Raw genomic sequence first — 24,774 nt, forward strand, 5'->3', positions numbered from 1 at the left:
CCTTGCCCTCCATGCCGTGATCGCTCATGTAAAGGAAAAGAGATTGGTCGCGCAAGTTTGGCGCGGCAGGAGGATGCGTCATGACAACCCGGCTCTATGAGAACCCGATCTTTCTGGAACACAACACGCCGGAGGGCCATCCTGAAAGGGCAGACCGGCTGCGCTCGCTGAATATCGCTCTGGAGCATCCGAATTTTTCCGCGCTGGAACGGCATCAGGCCCAGCAGGCCAATGAGGATGCTGTCATGCTGGCCCATCCCGAAGAGCATTTCATTGCCGTGATGCGGCAGGTACCGGAGGAAGAAGACCGGATCAACCAGCTGGAGGCCGATACCTATGCCTCGCAGAAAAGCCTGCAATGCGCCCTGACCGCCATCGGTGGGGCGATGGCCGCCGTGGACGACGTGATGACCGGTGCTGCCGACAATGTGTTTGTGGCGGGCCGTCCGCCCGGCCATCATGCGGAAAAAACCAAGGCGATGGGCTTCTGTCTGTTCAACACGGTGGCGATTGCTGCCCGCCATGCCCAGCAGGTCTATGGCGTCGAGCGGGTCGCCATCGTCGATTGGGATGTGCATCATGGCAATGGCACCCAGGATATTTTCTGGGACGATCCATCCGTGCTGTTCTGTTCCACCCACCAGATGCCGCTTTATCCCTGGACGGGCAAGAAGGATGAGGTTGGGCCGCACAATACCATCGTCAACGCACCGCTTTCTGCCAATAGCGGCTCGGACCATTTCCGCGAGGCGTTCAAATCGCGGGTGCTGACGGCGCTCAATGATTTTTCCCCGGATCTCATCCTGATTTCCGCCGGGTTTGATGCCCATCACCGCGACCCGCTGGCGCAGATCAATCTGGTTGGCGAGGATTTTGACTGGGCGACCGGACGGCTGATGGAAGTGGCCGACCGCTTTGCTAAAAACCGGGTCGTCAGCCTGCTGGAAGGCGGCTATGATCTGGAAGGTCTGGCCGAGTCGGCTGGCATGCATATTTCGAGATTGATGAAGGGTTGAGTATGACCGACGTTGCCGCCACCGATATTGCCGCTTATTCCTTCGAGAAAGCCGTGGCCGAGCTGGAAAGCATCGTGGCCCGGCTGGAGCGCGGCGATGTGGCGCTGGACGAATCCATCTCGATTTACGAGCGCGGCGAATTGCTGAAGAAACATTGCGAGGCGCTGCTGTCGGCGGCTGAAAACCGCATCGAGAAAATCCGGTTGGACCGGGCCGGCAAGCCTGTTGGTGCCGAGCCGCTGGACAAGGACTAGGCCTGATCCTGGCACGCCCACAGCAAGGAAGATGCGTTTGTCCCTTTGCCGAAGGGCATTTAAGTCCTATATGCATCAACAGGGCAGTTTTGCTGGATCTGCCCTATTATTGACCTGAACGTCCTGATTGACAGCGGCGCACTGCGCCTGGGAAACAAACAGGGGTCGCGGGCAAATGACATTGAATACTGTATGATTTCCCCCATTCATGGACCATTCAGGCCGTGCAATGCATTCGGGAGGAAACTTGTGCAGCCGATAGACCGAGTGATGAGAAAAAGAGGCTGAAGCCTGTGACATCGAAGCCAAACACGCCGTTGCTGGATCAGGTCGTGTTTCCGTCCGACCTTCGCAAGATCGAAGACAAGGACATGCCGCAAGTGGCGCGTGAACTGCGCGACGAGATGATCGATGCCGTGTCGGTGACCGGCGGACATCTGGGCGCCGGGCTTGGCGTGGTGGAACTGACGCTCGCCATCCACAAGGTTTTCAACACCCCGGAAGACCGGCTGATTTTCGATGTCGGACACCAATGCTATCCGCACAAGATCCTGACCGGGCGGCGGGAGCGTATCCGCACCCTGCGCCAGGAACATGGGCTTTCCGGCTTCACCAAGCGGGCCGAGAGCGAATACGATCCGTTTGGCGCAGCGCATTCCTCCACATCGATTTCCGCAGGCCTCGGCATGGCTGTCGCGGCAGAACTTGGCCAGACCGACCGCAAGGTCATCGCTGTGATCGGCGACGGGGCGATGTCGGCGGGCATGGCGTTTGAGGCGCTGAACAATGCTGGCGCGCTGGACGCGCGGCTGATCGTCATTCTCAACGACAATGACATGTCGATTGCCCCTCCGACTGGCGCTATGAGCGCCTATCTGGCGCGGCTTGCCTCCGGGCGCACCTATATGGGCATGCGCGAGATCGGCAAGAAACTCACCGCCTATCTCGGCAAGAATATCGACCGAGCCATTACCCGCGCCGTCGAACATGCGCGCGGCTATGTAACCGGCGGCACGATGTTTGAGGAAATGGGCTTTTACCATATCGGCCCGATTGACGGCCACTCCTTCGATCACCTCCTGCCGGTGTTGCGCAATGTGCGCGACAACGCCAAGGGGCCGGTGCTGATCCATGTGGTGACGCAGAAGGGCAAGGGCTATGCGCCCGCCGAGGCCGCTGCCGACAAATATCACGGTGTCAATACCTTCGATGTCATCACCGGCACCCAGGCCAAGGCCAAGCCGAATGCGCCGAGCTATACCGCCGTGTTTGCCGACGCGCTGGTGGAAGAAGCCCGCCACGACGAGAAGATCGTCGGCATTACCGCCGCCATGCCATCAGGCACCGGGCTTGATAAGCTACAAAACCTGTTCCCGGAACGGACCTTCGATGTCGGCATTGCTGAACAGCATGCCGTGACCTTTGCCGCTGGCCTTGCCGCCGAAGGCTACAAGCCGTTCTGTGCGCTTTATTCAACCTTCCTGCAACGCGGCTACGATCAGGTCGTGCATGACGTCGCCATCCAGGGATTGCCAGTGCGCTTTCCCATCGACCGTGCCGGTTTCGTGGGTGCCGATGGGCCAACCCATGCCGGGTCGTTCGATACCGGCTTTCTCGCCAGCCTGCCCGGTTTCGTGGTGATGGCGGCAGCTGATGAAGCGGAACTGAAGCATATGGTGCGCACCGCCGCCGCCTATGATGAGGGTCCGATTTCCTTCCGCTATCCACGCGGCGAAGGCGTTGGCGTGCAGATGCCGGAGCGCGGCGAGATTTTGCCAATCGGCAAGGGCCGGATCATCAAGGAAGGCTCGAAAGTGGCGCTGCTATCGTTTGGCACGCGGCTGGCTGAATGTCTTGTCGCGGCAGAAGATCTCGATGCCGCTGGCCTGCCGACGACTGTGGCCGATGCCCGGTTTGCCAAGCCGCTCGATCTCGACCTGATCCGCCAGCTTGCCCGCCACCATGCCGTTCTGATCACGGTCGAGGAAGGTGCTGTTGGCGGGTTCGGATCTCAGGTCCTGCATATGCTGGCCAATGAGGGCCTGCTTGACCACGGCCTCAAAGTCCGCAGTCTGGTTCTGCCGGATCTGTGGATGGATCAGGCCAAGCCTGACGTCATGTATGAAAAGGCAGGCCTCGACGCCAAAGGCATCGTTTCAACGGTGTTCACGGCGCTGTCGCGTGATGCTTTGGCCCAGGATAGCTTGGCGTAAAGAGAGGCTCGGCAGCCCTTCAGCGGACGACAAACCAAACAGCCTTAAACCGCAAAACGCCGCTGGCTATGAAGCCAGCGGCGTTTTGTTGTCATACTCCCACCAAATATGGTGGATAGTTCGATCAGAATTCCGACCATTCCTGTTTGACGACGGCAGACGATGCACCTCCGCCGAAAGCCTTGCCGATCTTGGAGGCAAGAGCACGGGCGGGTGAGGCAATTGGACGCTGCGATGCGCTGGCAACTGCCGGATGTCCGGCAAATGATGACCTCCGGCCTGCAAGCTGGAACTGGCTGACAAGCGTCTTCAGACGGTTGGCTTCAGTGGCAAGAGCTGCAGCGGCGGCGGTCGATTGCTCGACCATGGCGGCGTTTTGCTGCGTCGTCTGGTCCATCTGGTTGACCGCCGAATTGACTTCGGCAAGACCGGTGGACTGTTCCCTTGCCGATGTGGCGATTGCCTCCATCAACTGGTTGATCTGGACCACGTGATCGCCGATCGATTTCAGGGCAAGACCGGTTTCCCGCACCAGCTTGACGCCGCTATCGACTTCCGAAGAGGAGTTCTGGATCAGACCCTTGATTTCCTTGGCAGCCTGGGCAGACCGTTGCGCCAGTTCACGCACTTCCTGGGCGACAACCGCAAAGCCCTTACCGGCTTCACCGGCACGCGCTGCTTCGACACCGGCATTCAATGCCAGAAGATTGGTCTGGAAAGCGATTTCATCGATCACGCCGATGATGTTGGAAATCTGCTGCGAGCTTTCCTCGATCCGCTTCATGGCGTTTTCGGCTTGATTGACGACTTCCGACGACCGCACGGCGTTCTGGTTGGCGGTAATCGCCACAGAGCGGGCTTCTTCCGTGCGCTGCGAGGAATTGGTCACATTGACGGTGATCTGGTCGAGGGCCGCCGCTGTTTCTTCCAGGGCAGCTGCCTGCTGCTCGGTCCGCTTGGACAGATCATTCGTGCCATCGGCAATTTCACGGGTGCCGTTTTCCATGCCTTCGACGGTCTGGAGCACGGAGCCGAGCGTCGTTCCAAGCTGCTCCAGCGAAGCGTTGAAATCCTGGCGCAGCGATTCATATTCAGCCGCGAAAGCATCGTTGAGCTGGAAGGATACATCGCCCTGTGCCAGGCGTTTCAAGCCTTCGCCAAGGGTCTGCGTTGCAAATCGCAGATTGGCCGCTTCCTGCTCGGCACGCTGTTGATGGGCAGCCTGGGTCTGTGCCGTTTGCTGGCGGTTGACCGTTGCTTGCTCTTCCAACTCGCGATTGGCAATGGCGTTCTTGCGGAACACTTCAACCGCATCCGCCATATGACCAACTTCGTCGCGGCGGCCAATGCCGGGGATGTCGATTGCCGTTTCACCAGTTGCAAGGCTGCGCATTGACGCCGTGATCCGGGTCAACGGCGCAATCATGCCCTTGTTGAGGAGAAGAAGCGACAAACCAATTAGCAAGACAAGTGTACCGCTGCCCAGCAGAATATTGCGGCGGGCATCATAGGCGGCGGCGTCAGCTGCTTTCTGACGCGCGCTGAGAAGCGCGCTTTCTTCATCAGCAATTTCCTTGGCCTTGGCGCGAATGCCATCCATATAGGTCTTGCCCGCACCGGAAATCTCCAACTGGCGGCCCTGATCGCGGCTCGCCGGGTCTTTCGCAAGGGCAAGCTCCTTGGCAACGACTTTCGTCTGCCAATCCTGAACCATCGCATCGAGATCGGCGAGACGCTTCTGCTGGACCTGATTGTCAGATGTCAGGCTGCGAACAGCTGCATAGGCATCAGTATAATTCTTTAAGCCAGCCTTTTGCGGATCGAGAAATTTCTCATCAGCTTCCGACAGAAGATAAGCGCGAATACCGGTTTCCTGATTGACCATCGACGCGACGATGGCATCCATTTTTTGCAGCACTTGATAAGTGTGCTCAGTCCATCCAGACGATTGCTCCTGATTGGAGAGCGAACGCCAGCTGACCGCATTCACAACAAGACTAACAGTAAGCAAGATTACAAATGTCAGTCCAATTTTTGCTACGATCCGTATATTATCCAGAATTTTCATCGTCCAGTTCCCTCATTCGCGAACTTGAAGAGATGAATCCTTTCAAGAGGCGAGCCGTTGCTATCTCAAAACATGATTAATTCGGCGACAGTCCAGCATCATGCCGGGATAAACACAATCCTGGGAACCCCCTCCCTTGATTGCAACTCGTCACTCGGTTTTTTGTTTTATTGTATATGCATTAAAAAATCTATAAGAACATAAATACATTCGCCTTCTCAAGAAGCACAACCTTTAAACATTGAAGAAAATACATATGAATATTCCTAGTATATAATCTACCTAGGCGCGAATAACGGTTTTTGTTTTAATTTTTAAATATGTCGTATTCCTTATACATGAAACATATTTACAGCATCCACAAGTTGAAACACAAAATCTTATTCCCAACGTAATATTTCTTCTCGCTCATTTAGTTGCTTTCGCCTTTTGGTAGGTTTTTGACAAAACGCAATTTTATGCTGCTTGCGTCGATGCGCATTAAGCCACTTACAATTTGCATTTTTGACCAGCAAATAATTGGAATCATTTTAAAAACACGCTGGAAATTGAGAGAGTGATCCTATCCCTGCAAAATTGACGCCTCTCAAAAGAGGCGTGTTACAAGTATCGATGTGAAAAATGCTTACACTCCTGGGTGACAGGCAAAGGCTTTTCATCGTCGAAGCCAAGGAAAAGCCCTTCGCCATCAACTCCCGACTGTAAAATGATAGCGAAGATTTCAAACCTTCAATGCCGGTGATTTTCTCGGTGGCAATTGCGGTGGCTCGACCGCATTGGCTGCGCCGCTCAACGCTGCGTTGAACCAAGCTGAAAGGAGAAAGAGCCGCCGCGTTTCGGGCTTTCCCTCCACCTTCTCATATCAAGGCGCTGACATGCTGACGCATCCTCGCCTTGAAGGCATTGCAAATATCTCAAATGCTTGCACCGCTTGAGATATTTGCAAAAGGAATACGAAGAGTCATCTTCAATGACTCTTCGTATAAGAGTGGCGGGGAGGTTGAACTCGTCATCCTCTGTCTTTTGGGTTCAGTTTGTCTCTTCGGGAAACGTGGGGCCTATTTTTCCTAAGACAAATTCTAGAATTCCGACCATTCCTGTTTGACGGAGGCTGCCGCTGTGCCGCCCCCAAAGGCCTTGCCGAGCTTGGAAACAAGCGAGCGAGCCGGAGAGGAAACCGGACGCTGCGATGCAGCACTCGAGACAGGATGAGCCGGACCCGCCGAGGCGGTATATTGGGCCATGCCCGGGCCATCCTCCAGCTTGAACTGGCGCAACAGATCCATCAGCGCATCGGCCTCCGTGGCGAGCGTATGGCTGGCTGCGGTCTGTTCTTCCACCATGGCGGCGTTTTGCTGTGTGCCCTTGTCCATGTCGGTAACAGCCGTGTTGATCTCCGAGAGGCCAGTTGATTGCTCACGCGAAGCGGTGACGATGGCGGCAATATTTTCGCTGATGTGCTGGACGGCGGTGACGATCTGCTCCAGTTCACGGCCAGTCTCACCGACCAGCGACACGCCTGCCCCCACCTGGGCGGAGGATGCGCTGATCAAAACCTTGATTTCCTTGGCGGCCTTGGCAGAGCGCTCGGCCAGGGCCCGCACTTCCTGTGCTACCACAGCAAATCCCTTACCTGCATCGCCGGCGCGGGCCGCTTCCACTCCGGCATTCAGCGCCAGAAGATTGGTCTGGAAGGCAATATCCTCGATGACGCCGATGATATTGCCGATTTCGCCGGAAGATTTCTCGATCTCGGTCATGGCAGCCACGGCGTTTCTCACCACCTGGCCGGAGCGTTCAGCACCGGTGCGGGTGGTGGCCACCAGCTGGCCGACATCTTCGGCACGCCGTGCGCTGTCTTTCACCGTGCGGGTGACCTGTTCGAGGGCGGCTGCAGTTTCCTCGACAGAGGCCGCCTGTTGCTCGGTCCGCTTGGCCAAATCGTCGGCCGACGCACGGATTTCCGCCGCCCCGGCATTAATCGCCTGGGCATTGGCGCCCACCGTTTTCAGTGCGGCCTGCAACTTGGCAAGGGATTCGTTGAAATTCACCCGCAGCCCATCCAGCCGCTCGACAAAAGGTACCGTAAGACGATGGGCGACATTGCCATTGGCGAGCGCCGAAAGGCCTTCCGCCAATTGCACGACGACGAAGGAAATCTCGTCGGCTTCCTGCTGCTTCTGGGCCTGGGCGGCCTGCTGCTCATCCTCGGAGCGGCGGCGCATGCTATCGGCTTCCTGGGTCAGGCGCAGTTTTTCAATCGCCGCATCCTTGAAGACCAAAACGGCCTTTGCCATCCGGCCAACCTCATCGCCCCGGTTGATGGCGGGGACATCGACGCCGTGGTCGCCGGACGCCAGTTTGCTCATCGCGACAGTCATACCGGTGATCGGGTTGACGATAGAACGCGCCAGAAGCCAGATCAGCAGGACAGCCAAGCCACCGGCCAGCGCGCAGCCGGCCAGCAGCGCCAGTTCAAGACGCGACTGCGCATCGCGCTGGATTCCTCTTTGCTCGTTGCCCATCGCCACCACCACGGTCTTTGCCTTGGCGGCAGCATCGCGAAACGCATCCAACTCGCCTTTCGACGCATAGAGACGGGTGACCTCTTCCACCGTCTTCCCGCCCTTACGGGCTTCCAGCTGCGGCAAGACCAATTGCGTGTGAAATCTGTCAGCCGCCGTCTTGATATCGTCCAGCATGGACTGAACGGCCTGATGACCGACAGCGGCAGCGCGGGCCTCATCCAGGGATTTCAGCATTTTATCGCGGCTGTCGAAGACGGCCTTATAGGTGCTGTCGGACCCCAATAGCAGATAGCCCCGTTGATTGACCGCCTCTTCCAGCATCGCCTGGAGCGTCAAATCCAGCGCATAACCGACCTGTTCGATCTGAGCATGTTCCTCAAGCGCCGCCTTGACCTGCCGACCCTGGAGAAAAACGACAGCAGAAGCAATGAAGCACCCCGCCATGATCGCGACGAAGGTCAGGTAGAGCTTTTTGCTGAGGGACAAATCCTGAAAAGACATGGGGGCCTGCTTCCTATTCTCACTGCATTTGGGCGGCAGCGATTGCCACGCGCCATATGAAAGCCCGATACTCAGGTAGGAAACGTCACAAAGCCGCGAAAAAGCGATCCAAACCCATCTGGCGTGGATGTCACGATCCGGCTATTCGGCGTCGTCCTTGCCAAGACCTTTTCAGGCCTCGGAGACCATCCCTGGCTTTCATTCGAGGCGAGTATTGCCGCAGTGGGTCTAAAAAAGTGTTACAGCTGTACCGTGAATAAGCACATGTACACATTTGACCGCAAATTCCGAACTGCGAGCCTGTGTAGATTTGACGAGTGTCAAAACCACCTGTCCGAAAGTATGAGAGTAAGCCGCCTGCCCCTGTCCGAGCCTTGACCAATTGCCGCAGTTTTCCTCTTATCGGACGCGGAAAGCGATGGCGGCGATCCTACGACCTAGCCTGACAAGGGCAAGAGACTTGCAAGTCGCAGCGGAAACCGTCATTGACGGGGGTATGACCCAATCGCCAAGCCCCCAATCGCCAAGCCCCCAATCGTTGGAACCCCAACGTCTCGACCAGTTGCTGGTTGCTCTCAATCTTTTCGCCAGCCGCTCGCGCGCCCGCGATGCCGTACAGCGTGGCGGTGTCAAGGTGAATGGCCGCACTGTGACCAAGCCAAGCTTGACCTTCTCCCCTGATGTGACGATCGAAATCGACGATCCGGCCCAGGATTACGTGTCACGCGCCGCGCTGAAGCTGGTGGCTGGCCTCGACCACTTCAAGCTCGACCCCAAGGGCCATATCTGTCTTGATGTCGGTGCGTCCACCGGCGGCTTTACCGAAGTGCTGCTGCATCGCGGCGCAGCGCATGTGATTGCCATTGATGTCGGCCATGAACAGTTTCATTCCCGGCTGGAAAGTGATCCCCGCACCACCAATATCGAAGGGCTGAATGCGCGCTATCTGGAGCCGGAGGATATCGGCAATCAGGAATTTACCTTCCTGGTCTCCGACGTGTCGTTCATTTCGCTGAAACTGGCCCTGGTGCCTGCTCTCGAAATGGCCGAGCCCGGCAGCCATTGCCTGCTGCTGGTCAAGCCGCAATTTGAGGCGGGCCGCGAGGCCATCAGCAAGGCAGGTCTCCTCAAGGAGCCGGAAACCGCGCCGCTTGTGGCCGCCGAGCTGGAACGCTGGTTGAGCAAAGACATGGGCTGGACAAGCCTTGGCATGATCCCCTCGCCGATTGCCGGTGGCGATGGCAATGTGGAATTCCTGCTGGCAGGGCGAAAGCCTGAAGAACAGCCTGAGGATGCAGAATGAGCACCGAGACACTGACGATCAACAGCCTCGGCGCCCAGGGCGATGGCATTGCCAATGGCGCAGACGGCCCGGTCTATGTACCCTTTTCCTTGCCCGGCGAGCGGGTGGCGGTCGCCCGCGTCAAGGACCAAGGCACGATCATGTCGATTGCGTCGGCCTCGCCGGAGCGGATCGAGCCGGTCTGTCGGCATTTCGGCCCTGACGGGGTCGGCGGCACCTGCGGCGGCTGTTCGCTCCAGCATATGGAAAAATCCGCCTATAATGAATTCAAGCGCTCGACGCTGATTGCGGCGCTGAAATCCAAGGGCATCGAGACCGAGGTGAACCCTCTGGTCGAAGCCTTTCCCGGCGAACGGCGGCGGCTGGTGTTCACGGCCCGCAAGCGCGAAAAGGGCCTGTTGATCGGCTTCAACCAGGCCGCATCCCGCCATATTGTCGAATTGGAAGAATGTCCCGTCACATCCGCGGGCATTCTTGCCCGGCTGGATGACCTGCGCGCCATCGGAGCGGCGATTGCCACCGGATCGGATCATTTCCGCATGACCGTGACGGAAACCACCACCGGGCTGGACGTGTCGCTTGACGGCGTGCGGGGCGGCCTGCCGGACCGCGAGCGCCGCGCGATTACCGAAGTGGTGTTGAAAATGCGCGGCGTGGCCCGCGTTTCCGTCAATGGCGAAATCGTCATCGAGCCGCATAAACCGATGCTGGATTTCGGCGGGGCGCTGGTCGCCATGCCGCCTGGAACCTTTACCCAGGCGACCCGCCAGGCCGAAGACGCCATGACTGCCCTGGTGCTCGACCATGTCGGCAAAGCCAAGCGGGTGGCGGATCTGTTTTGCGGGATCGGCACGTTTGCCCTGCGATTGGCCCGTCAGGCCCAGGTTCTCGCCGTCGAATCCGATGAAAAGGCGGTGAAAGCGCTGGATCTGGCGGCTCGCAACACCAAGGGTTTAAAACCGATCAAGGCCGAAAAGCGCGATCTGTTCCGCCGCCCGCTGATGGTTTCGGAACTGAAGGGGCTGGATGCCGTGGTCTTCGACCCGCCACGGGCCGGAGCCGAGGAACAGTGCGCGGAACTCGCCCGCTCCCAGGTGAAAACCATCGTTGCCGTCAGCTGCAATGCATTGACGCTGGCCCGCGACCTGTCGATCCTGATGGCTGGCGGCTACCGCATTACGGCTGTGACGCCCATCGACCAATTCCTCTGGTCGCCGCATGTCGAGGTGGTGGTGGCTCTGACGAAGGGCTGACAGTCTTCCTCCGATGAATTCAATACTGCCGCAGCTTGCCGCTGCCAACCACATTGGCGCAGCGGCAGCTCTCCCCGACCCGGCCCGGACTGGCGGGGCAGGAATAGCGACCAGCACCCGCATCGCTGGCCGGTGGCTTGATGATGCACACATAACGCGGCGGACGGACATTGCCACCCTGCTGCGGAAGATTGCGGTTGATCGTATCCGGCTGCGCCTGAGCAAGCTGAATGAGAGGCGGTCCGGAAAGCCGGTCATCGGCAGAGGCTTGCGGAACGGCTATGCCCGTCCCCATCAGCAAAAGGATGGTTACCGCCCGGATTATCATTGCGAAACGCATTGTCTTTATCCTTCCCACATCCATATCGATGACCTTTTATACGAAGGTCGTTGAAAATGCGTTGATGCAGGCGGGGTTCCCGACAATCACTTGCGCGCCAGAAATGCCTCGAACGCCGCCCGTGCCTCGGCGCTTTTCAGTTGGGCAGCAAAATGGGCCAGTTCTTCGTCCAGGCGGGCCAGAACTAGGCTGCGGTCGCCGCGCAGCAGGTCTCTGGCTATTTTCAGGGCCTGAGGCGGCTTTTTGGCAAGGTTTGCGGCGAGCGCCAGGGTTTCGCGCTCGACTGCATCCGGCTCAACCACTTTCCAGATCAACCCGGCCTCGCGCGCTTGCTCGGCTGAAAACCCTTCCCCCAGCGCCAGAAGCGCGAAAGCGCGCTGGTGGCCCATGGCAAGTGGCGCAAGCAGGCTGGAAGCCGCTTCCGGCACCAGCGCCAGATCGACGAACGGCGTCTTGAACAGGCTGCGGCTGGAGGCAATCGTCAGGTCGCAATGCATGTTGAGGGTGGTGCCGATGCCGATGGCCAGACCATCGACGCCGGATACCAGCGGCTTTTCCGTCGCCACCAAAGCCCGCAGCACGAGAGCGGCCGCCGGAAGTTTGCTTCCGTCCGACAGGGCATAGGCTAGGAAATCCCCCATGTCATTGCCTGCGGTAAAACAGCCTTCGGTTCCAAGAAACGCGACGACACGCACCGTGTCATCGGCCTGCGCCTCATTCAGGGCGGCGGTGATGCTGTGATACATCGCCTCGGTAATGGCATTTTTCTTATCCGGTCGATTGAAGCGGATGACCAGCACGCCGGGATGGGTTTCGGGCCGCTCGACAAGGATATGCTCGCTCATGATTTAGGCCTCCAGCACAGCGCGGGCAGCGACAAGACTAGCCCCACCGCCGACCACCGCCTGTTTCAGGCCGGAACTCTCGCCCAAGAGGTTTTCGGCCACGAACCGGCAAAGCGCCACGCGCTTGTCGTCTTCCCCCTGCGCCAACGCCCCCTTGGCCAGATAGGCGCCGGTCAGGGTCAGGCCAAACAGCCGCTGATAGGGCGTTGCGCCAGCAAGGGCTTCGGCTTGCGCGCCTTCGCCTAACCGGGCCAACAGGTATTCCGTCGCATCTTCGAGATCGCGGATCGCGGCAAGCAGCCGGGTCGCCGTTTCGCCGAATCCGGGCCGGTTGCTGGCGTCCACAGCAACGGCAAGGGCTTTCAACTCGCTGAGGAAGCCACGCACATGCGCGCCCTCGGCCAGCGGCAGCTTGCGCACCACGAGATCGATGGCCTGAATGCCGTTGGTGCCTTCGTAGATCGGGGCGATGCGGGCGTCACGCAGCAGACGGGCAGCGCCCGTTTCCTCGATAAAGCCCATGCCGCCATGCACCTGAATGCCCATCGAGGCGACATCGACGCCGATATCGGTGGCAAAGCTCTTGGCAATCGGCGTCAAAAACGCAGCACGCGCCTGCCAGTGGCGGGCCTCATCGCCTTCGCTATGATGGCTCATGTCGATGGCATGGGCGCAGGAATAGCAGATGGCCCGCGCCCCTTGGGTCAGCGCCTTCATGGTCAAAAGCGTGCGGGCCACATCCGGGTGCTCGATGATCGGGCTCATGCCCGCACCGGTCCAGCCCGGCGCCTTGCCCTGGGTGCGCTCCCGCGCATAAGCGGTGGCAAGCTGGGTGGCGGCTTCGGCAATCGCCACGCCCTGCATGCCGACGGCCAGCCGCGCATTGTTCATCATCGTGAACATGCAGGCCAGACCCTTGTTTTCCTCACCAATCACATAGCCAATCGCGCCCGGATCATCGCCAAACCGGCCATCGCCAAAAATCATCGTGCAGGTGGGAGAGCCGTGAATGCCCAGCTTATGCTCCAGCGAATGGCAAAACAGGTCATTGCGCGCACCAAGCGAGCCATCGTCATTCACCAGGAATTTCGGCACCAGAAACAGCGAGATGCCGCGCGTACCCGCAGGCGCATCGGGAAGCCGTGCCAGAACCAGATGGATGATATTGTCTGTAGCGTCGTGTTCGCCCCAGGTGATGTAAATCTTCTGACCGAAAATCCGATAGGTGCCATCGTCTTGGCGCTCGGCGCGGGTTTTCATCACACCCAGATCAGAGCCTGCATGGGGTTCGGTGAGATTCATGCTGGCCATCCATTCACCGGAGACCATTCTGTGCAGGAATTTTTCCTTCAATGCCTCGCTGCCATGGGCCGTTAATGCCTCTGAAGCGCCCATGGTCAGGACTGGCCCCAGTGCAAAGCCCATGGAGCCGGAATTCCACATTTCCAGTGCTGCGACATTGAGCAGATGTGGCAGGCCCTGGCCGCCATAGCGCTCCTCGGCCACCAGCCCGTTCCAACCACCTTCGGCCCAGCGACGATAGAGATCCGCCCAGCCATCCGGCAAGTGCACCTTGCCATCCACCAGTTTCGTGCCCTGCCGGTCGCCATTTGCGGCCAGCGGTGCGATCTCATTGGCGGCAAACCGGCCAGCCTCTTCCAGAATGGCATCGGTCAAATCCTCGGAAAGGTCGCCGAACCGGCCCTCTTCCAACGCCTGCGCCATGCCGGCAACCTGTTTCAAGGTAAAGGCAATCTCCTCCACGGGGGCCTTGTACATCGCGTTCTCCTCCGTCAAATCCCGGCTTGCAGCGGGCCACTCCCGACCCGGATAGTTCCTGATACTTCAGCTAATTGATTTTTACGTAAACGTCAATAAATCGCAAGCTCATTCGGGCCATGCGCGCTGTTGATCCGGGCGTCACAATCGGCGCATATAGCGTAGGCACAGCCGGTGGCCAAAAGTGTATGAGACGCGATGCGAGGAAGTTCGGTACCATGCTGACAGCGACGAGCCCTATTCCCGGTCTGGTTTGGGCCTATCATATCGACGCTCGCCACCAGAGCGCCACCCGCCTACCGATGGATGCGACGCTGACGGGCCTGATGCCGGAACAAGGGTTTCTCTGGCTGCACCTCAATCTTGCCGACGTGCGGGTGCCCGGCTTTATCGAACAGTTTCCGGGCCTGAGCGAAGCAGCCCGCGCCGCCCTGATCAATCACGAACATCACGCGGCACTCTCGGTGGACGAGCAGCTGATCTATGGGACGCTGGTGGATTTTCAGCGCGAATTTGCCGCCGACACCCGGGACATCGGCTGGCTACATTTTGCGCTTTCGGATCGGTTCATCATCACCACACGGCTACAACCGATCCGCTCGGTGGATATTCTGCGCGGTGCCATTGAGAAAAACCCGGCGAAATTCGCCTCCCCCATGCAGGTCTATGAAGTGCTGGTGGCGGAGTTTCAGCGCGGTATCATGGCGCTGGTGCTGGAACTGATGGAAGAGATCAACCGCATCGAAGACGTCGTCTATGATGAGGACATGCGCGACGAGCGCACCCAGCTTGCGCCGCTACGCCGGGTGATCGTGCGACTGCATCGGCATTTGCGGGGCATGCTGAGTATGATGCGGCGCGCCAATGCCGTGGACGAGGACGAAATGCCCGCCGGTTTCGAAGATGTGGCGAGCCGTCTGACCAACCGGCTGGAAGCCGCCGACCACGATGTCTATGCCCTGCATGAGCGCGCCCGGCTATTGCATGAAGAAATCGATAGCAAGCTCTCCTCCGAGACCAACCGTCATCTCTACATCCTGTCACTGATGACGGCCTTTCTGCTGCCGCCCTCGCTGGTCACAGGCTTTTTCGGGATGAACACCTCGCATTTGCCCTTTACCAGCGGGCCAGAAGGATCGGCCTATGCGATTGCCTTCATCCTCGGATCAATTTTCCTCGCCTGGTTTATTCTGAAACGCGCCAGAATTCTCTGAAACGCAAGAGGCCCGGCGCAACCAGCACCGGGCGTTTTATCAGTGAAGAATTTCGCTTAATAGTAAGGCGAATAGCACTGCTGGCGCACGCCGCTATAGGTCACGAACGTATTGCTGTAGGGATCATAGCTGCGGTAGCGACCGGCACACCAATCGTAATGGCGCGGATTGACGCCATTGCTATAGGCCGGTGCAACAGGCGCCGGGCGTGGCTGCGAGGCGATAGCGCCACCAATCAGCGCACCCGCGGCAAAGGCTGCTAGTGGATACCAATGACCGTCATGATGACGGCGATAGCCGGGGCGCGGGCCATCGTAACCCCGGTAGCCACGGTAATAGCCCGGACCTGGACGATAGTCATCGTCATAGCCGCGCCATTGAACCTGTTCCACCGGCACCGCAGATTGCACCACTGGCTGCAAAGTGTTCAGAGGCATGGCATCTGCGGATATAAAAGATGTTGCCAGAACAGCCAATACCGTACCGGCCACTGCAATTCGCTTGATGAAGGTCATGATCGTCGTCTCCATATGATCAATAGAGATAGGGAGGAGAAGCTCGCCTGTCCAGATCACGCCTCATCACACTTGTTGGACACATGACACGGAACGGCAATACTTGCCCTTATTGCCCTCACCCTAGCCAGGTGCGGATGAACCGGCGATTAATACATCTGCCACTCGCCTGTCCGCTGCCAGACAAGCCTCGCGAAACGCAGCCGGCCTAAAGCTTGGGAAAGTTTCTTTTAACAAGCATCCGGTAATTTACTTGTATCCGGTCATTCACTTGGACGACAGCCAATGCGGCAGCTCGTCATCCTTTGTGTGGAGAGTGCGTTCGATGTCCAAACTGCGATATTATGCGGCCCCAAAAACTCCGGCTCTCGAAAACAAGCGGCCCAAGGCCGCCCACAGCGAATTTCTGCGGACCGGCAAGATCATCCGCGACGAGGATGACTGGCTGGCCGACGAAAAGCGCTATCTGACCCACGAGGAAGTGGCAGTGCGCACGGCCAAGCGGCTGGAAGCGGCAGCAGAGACCACCCATCAGCGCATCAACGGCTTTCACAAGTCTATCCGCTTTCCCAAATTGCTATTCCATCAGACACTTCAGGATATTCCGCATCTGGGTTACTGTCATGTCACGGCATCACGGTCGAATTTCGCCCAATATGCCGATGTGAAATGGGCTTTCTACTTCGCCAATTTCAATGCCGAGGTCGGCGGCGAGGATAGTTTCTTCCGCAAAATCACGCCGCAATATGGTCGGATGTATTTTGCCGTGGCGCTGAAACCCGACAAGGCCAAACGCGAAATGACCGTGGATCGCTCGATCCGCGAAGACGGCCTGTTGTTTCGCACCAGCGATCCGAAAGTGGCGCTGAAAAACGTGCTGCTCTTGGGCGCTCGCACCTCGGCACTGCGCAAGATCATCGCCAGCATGTAACAGTCTATCCAATAATCGCCGCTGGCCGTCTGCAAATTGCAATTTCTGCGCTTCCGGTACTCACGTACCTTAAGTACGCTCCGTTCCGGTTCTCGAAATCACCATTTTCGCCGGGCCAGCAGCAATTCTTGAACAGACTGTAAGACAAGCGAGGACCGATCCTTCGGATCAGACCTCGATTTCAATATCGCCTGTCGGGCGCGAACAGCAGGCGAGGATATAGCCTTCCTCGATTTCGTCATCGAGAATGCCGCCATTGTGGTTCATTTCCACCTCACCCGACAACTTCATCACCCGGCAGGTGCCGCACAGGCCGGATTCGCAGGCGGCGCCGATGCGCACGCCGATGGAGCGGGCGGCTTGCAGCACGGTAAAGCCCGGCTCGCACAGCGCTTCCTTGCCAGCCAGCGTGAAGGCGACCTTATGCGGCTTCACCTCGCCTGTGGGATCGGCCACCACGACCATCGGCTCGGGCGCCACCGGCTGGAAGGTTTCCTCGTGGTAACGGCTCATGTCGAACCCGGCACCGGCCAGCGATTCCCGGACTGTTGCCATGAACGGTTCCGGCCCGCAGCAAAACACCGTGCGGTCCAGAAAATCCGGTGCCAACAGGCCGATTTTCGCCTTGTCGATAAAGCCGCGCAGACCCGACCAGAGCTGTGAGCGCTGCAATTGCTCAACAATGAAGCCAAGCTGGAAGAAGGGCAGATAACGGGCCTTATATTCCAGTTCCCAGCGGAAAATAATGTCGTCAGGCGAGCGGGCGCAGTGGATGAAGGCGATGTCGCTATCGGGCTGGCGGTCGGCCATGTCGCGGATCATCGACATCATCGGGGTAATGCCGGAGCCTGCCGAGATGAACAGATATTTCTCGCCTGGATGCTTCACATAGGAGAAATCGCCGAGCGGGCCGAAGGCCTTGATCTTCATGCCCGGCTTGAGATTTTCAAACATCCAGCGGGTGCCGATACTGTCCTTCTGCGCCTTGACCGTCACAGCCACCGTATAGGGCCGCGACGGGCTGGAGGATAGCGTATAGGTGCGCATCACAGGCTCTGGACCGACAGGCAGCTCCAGCGTCACGAACTGACCGGGCAGGTAGCGGAACCAATGGCCCGGCCTATCCGATTTGAAGGTGAAGGTCATCACGTCAGGCGCTTCCGGCGTCCAGGCGACGCATTCCAGCAGATGCTCCCGGTCCGACCAGGGCCGCATCTCATCGACATGCCGATAGATCTTGTCCACCGCCATGATCAGGCCACGACCGACAGGGGGGATTTCCGCGAGGCAGTTTCGCCATCGAGACGGTCCACCATGAAATTCGCATACCATTCGACGAACTGCATGACGCCGCCCTCATGATCCGGCGAATAGGGACCGGGCTCGTAAGCGGGAGAGCGGATGCCGAAGGCATTTTCCTCGACAATCGAGCGGTCCTGGTCATTGGTCATGTTCCAGACATGGGTGAGGTCGTGGAGATTGTAATCCACGCCCTCCACCGCATCCTTATGCACCAGCCAGGTGGTGGTGACGGCGGTTTCCTCGGCGCTCAGCGGCAGCACCCGGAAGGTGATGGCGTGGTCGCCAAGCAGATGGTTCCAGGTGGTCGGATAGTGGAACATCAGCATCGTGCCGATATGGGAAATGGTGACATCATCCGACAACGGACGCTTGACGGCCCGCTTGCCGTCCATCGTATAGCTTTCGGCATCCTGAACCAGCGGCATGCGGGCCACACGAAACTGGCCGCTCTGATGCATGGTGAAGGCGCTGGGCAGGTTTGCCGCCTCGCAGCGCTGCCAGTGCTCAGTAATCACAGGATCATCGCCCGCGCCTTGCACGCCGGTAGCGCTTGGCGCTTCCGGATAGGTGCGGCACAGTTCCGGGTGATTGCCAGCGCAATGGTAGCATTCCCGGTTGTTTTCCCAGACCAACTTCCAATTGCCCTTTTCAATGATCGTATTGCGATGGGCAATCTTGGCTTCGGTAAGCCGGTGCGGCTGAAGATAGGGCAAGGCTGTGGTGCGGAAGCTGGCGAAATCCTCCGGCACCTCTGCCAGACAGATGAAGATATAGCCGCCAAAGCTTTCGCAGGCGACCGGCTTCATGCCATGCTGGCTCTTGTCGAAATCCTCGCCCATCTGGCGGGCAAACACCAGCGAGCCATCCAGATCATAGGTCCACTGGTGATAGGGACAGACGAGCTTTGCCGACGCGCCGCGCTCCTGCGTGCAGACCCGGTGGCCGCGATGGCGACAGGTATTGTGGAAAGCACGGATCAAACCGTCGCGCCCGCGCACGACCACGACAGGATAATCGCCAATCTGCACGGTAAAATAATTACCGGCGCGCGGAATTTCGCAATCATGGCCCATGAACAGCCAGTCACGATACCAGATCAATTCCATATCGAGCTTGAAGTAATCTTTGTCGATATAGAAGGGCTGTTCCAGACTATAGCCTTCGCGGCGATTTTTCAGCTGGCGCAGAACGGTGCTGTGAATATCCATGATACCCTCGTTTTCCAACCGGCGCGGGAGCATCGAAAGAAAGGGGAGATACCCGCCTACCTGCGACAGCACAGCGCGACCTATGCCTCATAACCCGCCCATACCTTCAAACCTCGATTCTAAACCATCATTCGGATCAGAACCATTGTTTTTCAGAGTATTTGAGCTTTTCCCATCTAGCCACAAGCGCGCCACCTACGCCGCCTTGGCCTACGACATCGCAGATATGGATTGCGACATGGGGTGATTTGGGTGCTAGCGATTGCGTGGTTGTTCATCAGACTGCAAAACACGGGATCATGAGATTGCGGCCGCCGTAACATCCGCAGGATAGACATCACGAGACCGGCAAATATCAGCAGGCTATCCGCAACGACAAGACCCGCCAATCCGATAGCATCGGATGGCGGGTCAATTGTTGCCATTTCTGGTAACGTCATCAGCGCATTATAACCGCATCAAAAAACGCCCCGACGTTTCCGCCCTTCACACGACCTTCACGCCGCATAGGACATGCTGGAATTCCCGGCACTCCGGCCAATCTGGAACTGTCCCAGCAATTGGCGAAGCTTGTTCACCTCGCCTGCCAGCGAGGCGCTGGCGGCGGTGGTTTCTTCGACCATGGCGGCGTTTTGTTGGGTCATCTGGTCCATGTGGTTGACGGCGCTGTTGACCTGGGTGAGGCCCACGGATTGTTCCTGCGCCGAGGTTGCGATGGCGTCCATATGACCGTTGGCGGTGGAGACGTAGTCTTCGATGGTTTTAAGGACATTGCCCGTATCACGCACGAGGGTAACACCGTTGCCCACTTCGTCGGAGGAATTGCGGATCAGTTCCTTGATTTCCTTGGCGGCCTGCGCCGAGCGTTGCGCCAGTTCGCGCACTTCCTGGGCCACCACTGCAAAGCCCTTGCCCGCTTCGCCTGCACGGGCGGCTTCGACACCAGCGTTCAGGGCCAGAAGGTTGGTCTGGAAGGCAATTTCGTCGATCACCCCGATGATGTTGGAGATCTGGCTGGAAGATGCCTCGATGCGCTGCATGGCATCGACGGCGTTGGCCACCACCTGGCCAGATTGGCGGGCTGCCTTGTTGGCCTCAATCACCACGGCGCGGGCTTCCTGGGTGCGTTTGGCCGAGTTGGAGACATTCACGGTGATTTCATCCAGCGCGGCGGAGGTTTCTTCAAGGGCTGCCGCCTGCTGCTCCGTGCGTTTAGAGAGATCACCCGCGCCAGACGCAATCTCCGTGGAACCGTTATTGATGTTGCTGACAGAGTCGAGGATAGCGCCCATGGTTTCACCCAGCGTGCGCACCGATTGATTAAAGTCCTGCCGCAGGCTTTCAAACTCTTCTGAAAAGGCTTCGCGCAGCTCAACCGTCAGATCGCCACTGGCCAAGCGCCGCAGACCTGCGGCCAGACCTGAGGTTGCAATCATCAGGCGTTCGCGGGCGTCTTCCTCAGCCTTCAGCTGCGTCTGGATACGCTCCTGTTCAGCACGGCGGCGGTTGGTTTCGGCCTCTGCCTCCAGCTGGCGCTTGGCAACGGCATCTTCGCGGAAAACCTCAACGGCATCGCACATCAGGCCAATTTCATCGCCCCGTGGGCCAAAATCTGCCCTACGGCTTGTATCGCCCGAGGAGAGCCTGTTCATGGCTTCAACCAGCAATTTGATCGGTATCACCACGGTGCTGCGCAGCACGAAAGCCGTTGCAATCAGCACCAGCACAATCAGGATCTGGATCGTGCCGTTGATGGTCTCGGAGCGTGCTTCCGTCGCCTGAAGAGAGCTGCGGGCATCCGTCGTGACCTTGCGGGACGCCGCAACCGCGCTTTGAATGGACTCGTTGAGTTTTGAGGTAATCGGTCTGGTATATTGATCACGGCGGGCAGTCAGCGCAACGAGGTCCTGACTTTGTTGCGCCCGCTGCTCTTTGACGAAATCCTTGATCTTGATGGAAGCCGTTGCATAATCACCGAGGCCTGTCGAAATAGCCTGCAAGGCATCCGCATTTACCGCAACGCGCATCGCCTCTTTCAGACTGTTTTGACCGTTGAGGGCTGATTTATTCACCGCGGCCAGCTCGGCATCAACCTCCCCGACGGTGGGCGCGAGCATGATGTTGCGCACGCCGCTCTTCATCTCTACGAATGCTTTTTCGCTGGCACTAATACCATCGAGAATTGTCTGTTCACGCGCGACAATATCCTGCGCTGCCTTGATCGTGCTGTTCGTCCATTGCTGGTTGGCAACCATGCCCACAACCATGGCCACGCCAAGCCCCGAGGCAATGTAGATCTTCTTTGCGATGGTGATATTTGATAAAAACGACATTGTCTTTCCCCGTATAGGGCTGACCGCCCCCACCCATGATGACAAAAGCTAGCCCCGCGACTGCGACCACAGACGAACGGTGCGATGTGTGAAAGACCCGCAAAATCAGAAAATCACAGCATAGATATATCCGCTGGCCCCCAGCCAAACGGATCATCAAACGCAGATGATGGTTCAAGGCCGATAGAGCCTCTTTGCCGATTTGCCGTTGCGGGCTGGCTCTCATTCCATCCGGACAACAGGGTGCCTGCATTGTCATAAAGCAGACCACTCAATTTCAAGAAACGCTCAAAACGTGCAGATGCATCTGCAACAACCCAATATTGGAAACATTAACTTAAGCATCTCTTAATTTAATGCACTCAAAACAGGAGATGCTAAATTATTTTGCACTTATAGCGTTATTTGCTGCGGGAGCGGTGCGCAGCAAACTGAATACCCTCTGAAATGAGGACGTATCGCGATACAGAAGAAACAAGCCGCAAATATGCGGGCCAATAGAGTTTCGCCGGGAAAAATTGGCAACCGGTCTTCTCGAAAAGACAACCGAAAACAAAGAAACCTAAAGTCTGTCTGGTTCAATCTGTACCTGACAGACTTTAGGTTGGCACATCGACTTTTCAGCCTGATGCTATAGGCAATTGCTCTGTCACCCGCCGTTTAAGCGGGGGTTTTACAGTCTGTTCAAGAATTGCTGCTGGCCTGGCGAAAATGGTGATTTTGAGAACCGGAACGGAGCGTACTTAATGTACGTGAGTACAAGCATTCCAGGAAAAGTGCGAAGCGGTTTTCCGTTTGGAAATGCGAATGAAGCAGTCAAGCGGAGAAATTGCCATTTGCAGACGGCGAGCGGCGATTATTGGATAGACTGTTACATCACACCACATGCGGCTTGTAGATCAGCCAATCCTTCGGCACATAGCTGTTTTCTGTCACGCCATAGAGGGTCACGGTATCGCCGCCGGAGGATTTGGAGGCCGTGAGGGCACGTTCGGAATAGCTCATCAAGTCGAAAGCGTTGGGGGCCTGTTCGGAAAGGCAGATGCCGAAGGACATGGTGAGTGCGGCGAGTGAGCCGTTAGAGCCGGCATTGACCACAGCGGTGGCCTTCAGCTTGACACGCACGGCGTTGACGATGCGGCTGATTTCGTCCTGGTCGGACGTGTAGAACAACAGGCCGAAGCGGCTGCCATCGAAGCGGCAGGCGAGGTCGTCCTTGCCAGCCACGGCCTTCACCACCTTGGCGATCTGCTTGATGAAGCGTTCGGTGACGGTTGGGCCGAGATGATCAGCAAGCTTGGCGAAATCGTCGATTTCACCGACCGCCAGACCGCACAGCGTCGGCAGGGCCGGATTGGCATAGACCTTTGCCAAGGCTTTATTAAAGGCACGGCGGCTGCCCATGCCGGTCAGCGGATCGACGAATTTCGCCTGTTCCACCTGATCGGCCTCGCGCTGCACATCGGCGAGCTGCTCGGTCTTTTCCACCACGGTTTTGACGACATTGCTGTTTTCAGCAACGCGCTGGTCGGTGGCGGCCTTCAGCGCCTGAATGGAGCGGCTGAGTTCCGGATTGCCGAGATCGGTGTCGGTCAGGATGCCCTTGGTGGCGTCGCCGATCAGGCGGCCATAATCGGTCAGCGACAGTTTTTCCTGGTTGAGCAGGCTGATGAAGCTGCTCATTTCGGCACGTACCTTGTTATTATGACGGGCCAGAAGACCGTCTTCATGGTGATGGGGCAGATATTTGCGACCGAGTGCGTCCAGCGCATCCTGGGTCTTGACCTTGCCGAGCGCAATGAACTCGCGCACCAGATCCGGATTGCTACCGGAATAGGCCTCATAGACCAGTTCGTAATTGCGCGGCAGACCCTCGATCCCCATCTGATGCATGGCAGTCGCAACACGCAGTGCAATGCTGGAGGCCGGATTTTTCATAGGCTGCATCGGATGCTTCCCCACATCGAATCATTGATTGAACGCAGAGTAGCGCGACACTTCTTTCTTTCGGTTACAGCTGTATTTAAAATTTTATGGATTGGTGAAGAGACTGTGAAAAGCAGGCCTGCAAGATGGAGGCGCGTTCATAAAAGTCATTTGCTCCGGGGGCCGGGTCAGGCTATTTCACCGGGGAAACAGCGATAATTAGGCAGGCATGGCACAGCGTCTCTCCGTCATCACATCCCCCGAACCGGCCATCCGTGCCGCCCTGCCCCTGCTAGGGGCCGGGGAAGTGATCGCCATGCCGACAGAAACCGTCTATGGGCTGGCGGCGGATGCCACCAATCCGCAGGCCATCACCCGGATTTACGAGACCAAGGGCCGCCCGCAGTTCAATCCGCTGATCTGCCACGTCGCCGACCTCGCCATGGCCGAGCGCTACGGGGTTTTCGATCCCTTGTCGCGGCAATTGGCGGAGCGGTTTTGGCCGGGGCCGCTAACACTGATCGTGCCGCTAGCCCCACACTGCGCCATTCATCCGCTGGCAACTGCCGGGCTGGACACGGTTGGCCTGCGCATGCCCCTGGGCTTTGCTGCCACGTTGATCGCCGCCTTCGGCAAGCCGCTGGCCGCCCCAAGCGCCAATACGTCGGGCAAGATCAGCCCGACGACAGCTGCCCATGTTGAGGAGGATCTGGGGGCGAAAATCCCGCTGATCCTCGATGCCGAAGCGGCGGGTGTCGGGGTCGAATCCACCATTCTGAAGGTAGAAGACGGCCAGATCCGGCTGCTGCGGCCCGGCGGGCTTTCGGTTGAGGCGGTGGAAGACGCAACGGGGTTGCGGGTGATCCGCCCGCAAAAGGCAGGCGCGATCATCGAGGCGCCGGGCATGCTGGCCTCCCATTATGCCCCGGAGGCTGCCGTGCGGCTGAATGTAACCTCGGTTTTTGCCGATGAGGCGGTGATCACTTTTGGCTCCGCCGTCCCGCAAGGGCTTGAAAAGGCTGCCCTCGTGCTCAATTTGAGTGCAGATGGCGACCTCACTGAAGCCGCCGCCAATCTGTTCAGCTTCATGAAGCGGGCCGATGCCAGCGGCGCTGCCCGCATTGCCTTCGCCGCCATTCCCACCCATGGGCTGGGAGATGCAATCAATGACCGGCTGGAGCGGGCCGCTGCACCACGATGATGGCTGCACCACGTGATGATGGTGTGCGGCGATAGAATAACAAG

The 24,774-nt window shown here is 58.1% G+C and carries 18 protein-coding genes; 8 read left to right on the forward strand and 10 right to left on the reverse strand.

Annotated elements, in window-relative coordinates; all coding sequences use genetic code 11:
• Positions 1–80 precede the first annotated feature (80 nt).
• From H1Y61_RS15705 to dxs, 3 genes are all read left to right on the forward strand, one after another.
• Entirely contained in the window at positions 81–1,016 is a 936-nt protein-coding gene (locus tag H1Y61_RS15705) for a histone deacetylase family protein (protein WP_070151878.1), read from the forward strand.
• 2 nt (positions 1,017–1,018) lie between these two features.
• Entirely contained in the window at positions 1,019–1,270 is a 252-nt protein-coding gene (locus tag H1Y61_RS15710; RefSeq protein WP_015915130.1) for an exodeoxyribonuclease VII small subunit, read from the forward strand.
• Between the two features lie 293 nt (positions 1,271–1,563).
• On the forward strand, positions 1,564–3,483 hold the full coding sequence (dxs, locus tag H1Y61_RS15715; protein ID WP_180573153.1) for a 1-deoxy-D-xylulose-5-phosphate synthase: 1,920 nt from the start codon (positions 1,564–1,566) through the stop codon (positions 3,481–3,483).
• Between the two features lie 124 nt (positions 3,484–3,607).
• On the opposite strand, the gene H1Y61_RS15720 is transcribed toward dxs, so the two are convergent.
• Together H1Y61_RS15720 and H1Y61_RS15725 are read right to left on the reverse strand one after the other, a co-directional pair.
• Entirely contained in the window at positions 3,608–5,551 is a 1,944-nt protein-coding gene (locus H1Y61_RS15720) for a methyl-accepting chemotaxis protein (RefSeq protein WP_180573154.1), read from the reverse strand.
• A 1,079-nt stretch (positions 5,552–6,630) separates the two neighbouring features.
• Positions 6,631–8,580 carry a methyl-accepting chemotaxis protein gene (locus H1Y61_RS15725; protein ID WP_180573155.1) on the reverse strand — a complete coding sequence of 650 codons (1,950 nt, stop codon included), beginning with the start codon at positions 8,578–8,580 and terminating at the stop codon, positions 6,631–6,633.
• A 496-nt stretch (positions 8,581–9,076) separates the two neighbouring features.
• Here H1Y61_RS15725 and H1Y61_RS15730 point away from each other — a divergent pair, with 496 nt between their 5' ends.
• On the forward strand, positions 9,077–9,883 hold the full coding sequence (locus H1Y61_RS15730; protein ID WP_180573156.1) for a TlyA family RNA methyltransferase: 807 nt from the start codon (positions 9,077–9,079) through the stop codon (positions 9,881–9,883).
• Positions 9,880–11,136: a class I SAM-dependent RNA methyltransferase gene (locus H1Y61_RS15735; protein WP_071202557.1), complete on the forward strand. Its 1,257-nt coding sequence runs from the start codon at positions 9,880–9,882 to the stop codon at positions 11,134–11,136. The genes H1Y61_RS15730 and H1Y61_RS15735 overlap by 4 nt, the downstream gene beginning before the upstream one ends.
• A 19-nt stretch (positions 11,137–11,155) precedes the next feature.
• On the opposite strand, the gene H1Y61_RS15740 is transcribed toward H1Y61_RS15735, so the two are convergent.
• From H1Y61_RS15740 to H1Y61_RS15750, 3 genes are all read right to left on the reverse strand, one after another.
• Positions 11,156–11,476 carry a hypothetical protein gene (locus H1Y61_RS15740; RefSeq protein ID WP_180573157.1) on the reverse strand — a complete coding sequence of 107 codons (321 nt, stop codon included), beginning with the start codon at positions 11,474–11,476 and terminating at the stop codon, positions 11,156–11,158.
• A gap of 86 nt (positions 11,477–11,562) precedes the next feature.
• Complete coding sequence (locus H1Y61_RS15745; protein WP_180573158.1) at positions 11,563–12,321, reverse strand: crotonase/enoyl-CoA hydratase family protein; 759 nt, start codon at positions 12,319–12,321, stop codon at positions 11,563–11,565.
• 3 nt (positions 12,322–12,324) lie between these two features.
• Entirely contained in the window at positions 12,325–14,100 is a 1,776-nt protein-coding gene (locus H1Y61_RS15750; RefSeq protein WP_180573159.1) for an acyl-CoA dehydrogenase, read from the reverse strand.
• Between the two features lie 218 nt (positions 14,101–14,318).
• Between H1Y61_RS15750 and H1Y61_RS15755 the strand changes: the two genes are divergently transcribed.
• Complete coding sequence (locus H1Y61_RS15755) at positions 14,319–15,314, forward strand: transporter (RefSeq protein WP_180573160.1); 996 nt, start codon at positions 14,319–14,321, stop codon at positions 15,312–15,314.
• A 56-nt stretch (positions 15,315–15,370) separates the two neighbouring features.
• Here H1Y61_RS15755 and H1Y61_RS15760 read toward each other — a convergent pair whose 3' ends face one another.
• On the reverse strand, positions 15,371–15,829 hold the full coding sequence (locus H1Y61_RS15760; protein ID WP_180573161.1) for a BA14K family protein: 459 nt from the start codon (positions 15,827–15,829) through the stop codon (positions 15,371–15,373).
• A gap of 325 nt (positions 15,830–16,154) precedes the next feature.
• Between H1Y61_RS15760 and H1Y61_RS15765 the strand changes: the two genes are divergently transcribed.
• On the forward strand, positions 16,155–16,760 hold the full coding sequence (locus H1Y61_RS15765) for a DUF6656 family protein (protein WP_070151855.1): 606 nt from the start codon (positions 16,155–16,157) through the stop codon (positions 16,758–16,760).
• Between the two features lie 168 nt (positions 16,761–16,928).
• On the opposite strand, the gene H1Y61_RS15770 is transcribed toward H1Y61_RS15765, so the two are convergent.
• The 4 genes from H1Y61_RS15770 to H1Y61_RS15785 form a co-directional block, all read right to left on the reverse strand.
• On the reverse strand, positions 16,929–18,011 hold the full coding sequence (locus H1Y61_RS15770) for an FAD-binding oxidoreductase (protein ID WP_180573162.1): 1,083 nt from the start codon (positions 18,009–18,011) through the stop codon (positions 16,929–16,931).
• A gap of 2 nt (positions 18,012–18,013) precedes the next feature.
• Entirely contained in the window at positions 18,014–19,270 is a 1,257-nt protein-coding gene (locus H1Y61_RS15775) for an aromatic ring-hydroxylating oxygenase subunit alpha (protein ID WP_174110120.1), read from the reverse strand.
• Positions 19,271–19,767: 497 nt separating this feature from the next.
• Positions 19,768–21,603 carry a methyl-accepting chemotaxis protein gene (locus H1Y61_RS15780; RefSeq protein WP_180573163.1) on the reverse strand — a complete coding sequence of 612 codons (1,836 nt, stop codon included), beginning with the start codon at positions 21,601–21,603 and terminating at the stop codon, positions 19,768–19,770.
• 876 nt (positions 21,604–22,479) lie between these two features.
• Positions 22,480–23,550: a GGDEF domain-containing protein gene (locus H1Y61_RS15785; protein ID WP_015915113.1), complete on the reverse strand. Its 1,071-nt coding sequence runs from the start codon at positions 23,548–23,550 to the stop codon at positions 22,480–22,482.
• A 208-nt stretch (positions 23,551–23,758) separates the two neighbouring features.
• Between H1Y61_RS15785 and H1Y61_RS15790 the strand changes: the two genes are divergently transcribed.
• Positions 23,759–24,730: an L-threonylcarbamoyladenylate synthase gene (locus H1Y61_RS15790; RefSeq protein ID WP_180573164.1), complete on the forward strand. Its 972-nt coding sequence runs from the start codon at positions 23,759–23,761 to the stop codon at positions 24,728–24,730.
• Positions 24,731–24,774 lie beyond the last annotated feature (44 nt).

Source organism: Agrobacterium vitis (assembly GCF_013426735.1).
Taxonomy (GTDB): Bacteria; Pseudomonadota; Alphaproteobacteria; order Rhizobiales; family Rhizobiaceae; genus Allorhizobium; species Allorhizobium vitis_D.

Excerpts from the sequence above, each read along its gene's own strand:
- H1Y61_RS15740 (WP_180573157.1), bottom strand. The coding sequence starts at position 11,476 with ATGCGTTTCGCAATGATAATCCGGGCGGTAACCATCCTTTTGCTGATG.
- H1Y61_RS15775 (WP_174110120.1), bottom strand. The coding sequence starts at position 19,270 with ATGGATATTCACAGCACCGTTCTGCGCCAGCTGAAAAATCGCCGCGAA.
- H1Y61_RS15725 (WP_180573155.1), bottom strand. The coding sequence starts at position 8,580 with ATGTCTTTTCAGGATTTGTCCCTCAGCAAAAAGCTCTACCTGACCTTC.
- H1Y61_RS15760 (WP_180573161.1), bottom strand. The coding sequence starts at position 15,829 with ATGACCTTCATCAAGCGAATTGCAGTGGCCGGTACGGTATTGGCTGTT.
- H1Y61_RS15735 (WP_071202557.1), top strand. The coding sequence starts at position 9,880 with ATGAGCACCGAGACACTGACGATCAACAGCCTCGGCGCCCAGGGCGAT.
- H1Y61_RS15780 (WP_180573163.1), bottom strand. The coding sequence starts at position 21,603 with ATGTCGTTTTTATCAAATATCACCATCGCAAAGAAGATCTACATTGCC.
- H1Y61_RS15745 (WP_180573158.1), bottom strand. The coding sequence starts at position 12,321 with ATGAGCGAGCATATCCTTGTCGAGCGGCCCGAAACCCATCCCGGCGTG.
- H1Y61_RS15750 (WP_180573159.1), bottom strand. The coding sequence starts at position 14,100 with ATGTACAAGGCCCCCGTGGAGGAGATTGCCTTTACCTTGAAACAGGTT.
- H1Y61_RS15705 (WP_070151878.1), top strand. The coding sequence starts at position 81 with ATGACAACCCGGCTCTATGAGAACCCGATCTTTCTGGAACACAACACG.
- H1Y61_RS15720 (WP_180573154.1), bottom strand. The coding sequence starts at position 5,551 with ATGAAAATTCTGGATAATATACGGATCGTAGCAAAAATTGGACTGACA.
- H1Y61_RS15710 (WP_015915130.1), top strand. The coding sequence starts at position 1,019 with ATGACCGACGTTGCCGCCACCGATATTGCCGCTTATTCCTTCGAGAAA.
- H1Y61_RS15785 (WP_015915113.1), bottom strand. The coding sequence starts at position 23,550 with ATGCAGCCTATGAAAAATCCGGCCTCCAGCATTGCACTGCGTGTTGCG.
- H1Y61_RS15755 (WP_180573160.1), top strand. The coding sequence starts at position 14,319 with ATGCTGACAGCGACGAGCCCTATTCCCGGTCTGGTTTGGGCCTATCAT.
- H1Y61_RS15790 (WP_180573164.1), top strand. The coding sequence starts at position 23,759 with ATGGCACAGCGTCTCTCCGTCATCACATCCCCCGAACCGGCCATCCGT.
- H1Y61_RS15765 (WP_070151855.1), top strand. The coding sequence starts at position 16,155 with ATGTCCAAACTGCGATATTATGCGGCCCCAAAAACTCCGGCTCTCGAA.
- H1Y61_RS15730 (WP_180573156.1), top strand. The coding sequence starts at position 9,077 with ATGACCCAATCGCCAAGCCCCCAATCGCCAAGCCCCCAATCGTTGGAA.
- H1Y61_RS15770 (WP_180573162.1), bottom strand. The coding sequence starts at position 18,011 with ATGGCGGTGGACAAGATCTATCGGCATGTCGATGAGATGCGGCCCTGG.